Here is a 4,000-nt window from a genome sequence, read left to right on the forward strand (position 1 = left end):
ATTGCTGATATATGGTATATGGATATAAAATAAGAAAAGAATAATTTTTTTGGCAAATCTTACTGACGAAACTGTAGTATAATATATTGTATTGTATGAAAAAGAGAGTTATTCTATATAAGTGTTTTATAGATAATGTGTAATCAGTCGTCAAAACATGAAGAATGTTGACTCCTGGTTTTTTATTTTTGCCGTAACAATGTTTCAGGAGGATGTCATGAAAAGAAGTACCGAGTTTCTAAAAAGTTTAGATGTAAAATTAATTTTAATTTTGTGTGCACTATGTGTGACGAGTATAGCTGCTATATATAGCAGTCAGCAAACGGGACAGTATGGAGCTGCAAACTTTGCTATGAAACAAGGTGTTAACTACATAATTGGGGTTGTATTGTTACTTCTTGTTGCAAGCATCGACTTAGATCAATTGCAAAAATTATCTTGGCCACTTTATATTGCCGGGTTTGGTTCACTTATTCTTTTGAAAATACTACCGGTTTCCACCTTCACACCTGAAAAATTAGGTGCAAAAAGATGGTTCGTTTTTCCAGTACTTGGACAAATTCAGCCGTCTGAGTTTTTCAAAATTGCATTGCTTCTTGTAGTAGCAAGCATAGCTGTGAAACATAATGCGCAGTATATGGCGAGGACATTCCAAACGGATTTAAAATTAGTAGGTAAAATTATGCTAGTTTCTCTTCCGCCTATGGCTGTTGTATATAGCCAACCGGATACAGGTATGGTGTTCTTATATGCTGCTGCTATTGCATGTATTTTATTTATGTCAGGTATTCAAAAGAAATTGATAGCATTATGTACAGTTATTCCGTTGACCATATTATCTGCTTTAATATTTATTTTCTTTAAGTATCCAGATTTTTTCTATAATAAGTTAGTTACTTTACTAAAACCTCACCAACAGTCGCGTATTGTAGGTTGGTTAAATCCATTTGAAAATGCAGATCAAGGTTATCAAACACAGCAATCGATTTTAGCTGTAGGTAGTGGAGGAATGGAAGGTAAAGGATACGGTGGAGGAAGCGTCTATATCCCAGAGAAGCATACTGACTTTATTTTCGCTACAATTGCCGAAGAAGGTGGATTTATCGTAGCAGCCTTAGTTGTCTTCTTGTTCCTATTACTACTATATCGAACAATTATTATTGGTTATTCCGCTGATAATTTATTTGGTACATTATTATGCGCTGGATCAATCGGTATATTAACAGTTCAAATATTCCAAAACATCGGTATGATCGTTGGATTAATGCCTGTAAAAGGTATTGCATTACCTTTCTTATCGTATGGGGGAAGTTCCTTATTCTCAAATATGATTATGATGGGGCTCATACTATCGGTACGGAAAACGTATAAAAAATATATGTTTTCAGTTAAGTAAAAAAAGCTGGTTCGTTTTTAAACGAACCAGCTTTTTTACATATATGCTCATAAACGTTGCAAACTAAAACAGGATAGCAGTTTGAGACGGGTAAGGAGTGCAAAGTGATGCATATACATATTTTTGAAGGAGCACGGCATCTTTCTAATAGTGAATGGGCTATTCGGGCTATTATAGCATACATATTTTTAATATTAGTTGCGAAAGCGATGGGGCAAAGGTCTATCGCACAACTTCGTTTTTTAGATGTTGTATTAGTGTTATTGCTTGGTGGGAATATTTCTAACGCATTGTCTGATGAAAAAGTAGGGTTACTGGGCTCGATGATTACAACGTTCATACTTGTTGTACTTCATATTATAAGCTCAGTTTTAATGCTGAAATGGGATAGATGGAGACGTTTTTTAGAGCCAGCACCTATTATTCTTATACATAATGGTTCCATTGATTTTAGCAATTTGAAAAAGGCGAGAATTACCGTGGAATATTTGTTTTCGGAACTTCGTATGCGAAATGTGAGCGATATTCAAACGATTAAATTAGCATTATGGGAAGCGAACGGTGTCGTTTCTATATTTCGGTATCCAGAATATGAAGCAGTTTCGCGGCTTGATCTTAAAGTGGCGGGAAAAAAATCTCCAGTTTCTTTTGTATTAGTAAAGGATGGGAGGATACAGAAAGATGTTCTTGCATTATTAGGAAAAACAGAAGCGTGGGCGAGAGAATTTCTAGAGGAGAGTACAGAAGTCGAATCTATTATGTTAGCTACAGTAGATGAATCACATAAAATAAATATTTTGTTAAAAAAATGAAAAATATACGCATTTTGTCGTTTCGAACATATGATACAATAGTGTGGACAACGAAAAAGGAGGCGATACGGTGGGATATGTAGAAGAATTACGAAAAATAGTTGGTCATCGCCCTTTAATTTTAGTTGGTGCTGTTGTACTCGTTATAAATGAAAATGGATATGTTTTATTGCAGCAGCGGACAGAGCCGTACGGAAAATGGGGGCTACCTGGCGGGCTAATGGAGCTTAGTGAATCACCAGAAGAAACAGCTTATCGTGAAGTATATGAAGAGACAGGAATAAAAGTGAAGAACTTGCGACTAATCAATGTATTTTCTGGAGCGAACTACTTTACAAAATTAGAAAACGGTGATGAATTTCAATCTGTAACAACCGCCTATTATACGGATGAATATGAAGGGGATTTTGTTATGAATAAAGAAGAAGCAGTTCAGCTTAAATTCTTTTCAGTAACAGAACTACCTGACTATATTGTAGGATCGCATAAAAAAATGATTGCTGAATATATAAAGATTATGGAAAAAAAGATATAATAATAGTGAAAGAAATACAAAAACACAGCTCTGGTTGGTAGTCCAGACGCATGATTTCATGTCAGTAACCTTCCCCTCCGGGATGTCCCGTATTTCTAATCTTTTAAAGGAGGGGCTGTCAATGGATTTGACAGTATATCACGATGGCCAATTTTTTGTTGGAATCATTACATGTAAAGAAAAAGGGAAATTGTATGGGGCGAGGTATATTTTTGGGGCGGAACCGTCAGATGAAGAAGTGCTTATGTTTGTGAATGGTTCACTTTTAGAGCATTTTCAGCACTTTGCAAAATGTGGTGTAGAAGTTAAAGAAAAACAGCGTTCTAAAAACATAAAGCGTATCATACGACAAGCAGCAAAAGAAACAACTATTAAACGTTTTACTAAGGCGCAAGAGGCGATTACTTTATCTTATGAATTGCATAAACAAGAAAAGAAACTGCAGTCTAAAGAGAAGCGAGAAGCTGAAAAAGAAAGAAGACGTTTAATGAAAGTACAAAAAGCAAAGCAAAAACATCGTGGTCATTAAAGAAAAGGTGTTAGAGCAAGAGCTCTAACACCTTTTCTATACTTAAATACAAGTAAACTTACTTGTATTTCATAAACATTAACTGGTAAGATACAAATAGGTAGTTTTAGAGGAGGGAAAAGAGTGATTAATTTTAACTTTTTTATGAATGATGTTGTCCGCCAAGCGCGTGAAGAGATTGTCTCTGCTGGATATACAGAATTGACGACGCCGGAAGCGGTAGAAGAAGCGTTTAAAAGAAATGGAACAACACTTGTAATGGTAAACTCTGTATGTGGTTGTGCAGGTGGTATTGCTCGTCCTGCTGCTGCGCATTCCGTACATTATGATAAACGTCCTAACCACCTTGTAACGGTGTTTGCAGGTCAAGATAAAGAAGCGACAGCAAGAGCGCGTGAATATTTCGAAGGGTACCCACCTTCTTCTCCATCATTTGCTTTATTAAAAGATGGAAAAATTGTAACGATGGTAGAGCGTCATGAAATTGAAGGTCATGAACCGATGCAAGTTATTGCGAAACTACAATCATATTTCGAAGAGAATTGTGAAGAACTATAAAAAATAAGAGAAAAGGCGGCACGTCCACAATCAAGTGGATGTGCCGCCTTTTTTATTTATTATTAAAATTTCTGAGATATGCATAGTTGTGTTATTTTATACATCATTTTATACATAACAAACAGCATTTATATTGTTTGATTATTTATTTTTATTTTATATATTGCATA

The 4,000-nt window shown here is 35.3% G+C and carries 5 protein-coding genes; all 5 read left to right on the forward strand.

Going from position 1 to position 4,000, the window contains the following annotated elements:
• The first annotated feature begins 217 nt into the window (after positions 1-217).
• The 5 genes from ACQGS6_RS24045 to ACQGS6_RS24065 all read left to right on the forward strand — a co-directional run bounded on the left by ACQGS6_RS24045 (position 218) and on the right by ACQGS6_RS24065 (position 3,830).
• Positions 218-1,396 (forward strand): FtsW/RodA/SpoVE family cell cycle protein, encoded by a 1,179-nt coding sequence (locus tag ACQGS6_RS24045; protein ID WP_000831182.1) that lies wholly within the window; start codon positions 218-220, stop codon positions 1,394-1,396.
• A gap of 107 nt (positions 1,397-1,503) precedes the next feature.
• On the forward strand, positions 1,504-2,208 hold the full coding sequence (locus ACQGS6_RS24050) for a DUF421 domain-containing protein (RefSeq protein WP_000547390.1): 705 nt from the start codon (positions 1,504-1,506) through the stop codon (positions 2,206-2,208).
• 70 nt (positions 2,209-2,278) lie between these two features.
• Positions 2,279-2,743 carry an NUDIX hydrolase gene (locus tag ACQGS6_RS24055; protein WP_426965717.1) on the forward strand — a complete coding sequence of 155 codons (465 nt, stop codon included), beginning with the start codon at positions 2,279-2,281 and terminating at the stop codon, positions 2,741-2,743.
• Between the two features lie 121 nt (positions 2,744-2,864).
• Positions 2,865-3,272: a YjdF family protein gene (locus ACQGS6_RS24060; protein ID WP_000366587.1), complete on the forward strand. Its 408-nt coding sequence runs from the start codon at positions 2,865-2,867 to the stop codon at positions 3,270-3,272.
• 144 nt (positions 3,273-3,416) lie between these two features.
• On the forward strand, positions 3,417-3,830 hold the full coding sequence (locus ACQGS6_RS24065) for a BrxA/BrxB family bacilliredoxin (RefSeq protein ID WP_001979317.1): 414 nt from the start codon (positions 3,417-3,419) through the stop codon (positions 3,828-3,830).
• The last annotated feature ends 170 nt before the right edge of the window (positions 3,831-4,000 follow it).

This window comes from Bacillus sp. GMs2/2, from assembly GCF_050172095.1.
Lineage (GTDB): Bacteria > Bacillota > Bacilli > Bacillales > Bacillaceae_G > Bacillus_A > Bacillus_A cereus.